Origin of the sequence: Flavobacterium cupreum, from assembly GCF_003996965.1 — a bacterium.
In the GTDB taxonomy this organism is placed as follows: domain Bacteria; phylum Bacteroidota; class Bacteroidia; order Flavobacteriales; family Flavobacteriaceae; genus Flavobacterium; species Flavobacterium cupreum.
In genome coordinates, this window is record NZ_QWDM01000083.1 from 1 (window position 1) to 429 (window position 429).

Below are 429 nucleotides of genomic sequence, written 5' to 3' on the forward strand. Positions count from 1 at the left end.
GCGGATATCTCCACGCGCCTTGCCCATAGCTGCTGGCAGACGACGCGCGGCTTGATTTTTCCTCGCGCCGGCATGGTGAAGGTGATTTCACCCAACGCGGCACCCGTGGTCGTGCGCGCCCATAGTTTGTTCCCGTCGGGGGAGTTGTTATCGTCGCCGGATTCGTCGTCATCCGTCGCCGTATCCTCGTCAGGCAGGCGACGGTCATGCTGGGAACGTATCAGCCAATCGGCGGGATGCGCCAATTCGAATGCGCGCCACATCAATGCAACGATATCGGACTCGCGGTCGCCCACATACACCAAGCGCGTTCCTGGCAACCCCGGCGCCATCTCGGCGATCCGTTCGTAGCCCTCGATCCAGCGGCGACTATCCTTCTGTCCGTGGCGCCCGCCCTCTTTGTCGCGCTCTTCGCGCGCCCACCTCCCG

The 429-nt window shown here is 63.6% G+C and carries 1 pseudogene; it reads right to left on the reverse strand.

Annotated elements, in window-relative coordinates:
- Positions 1-429: pseudogene (locus tag D0817_RS25790) on the reverse strand (hypothetical protein); the annotation flags it as partial.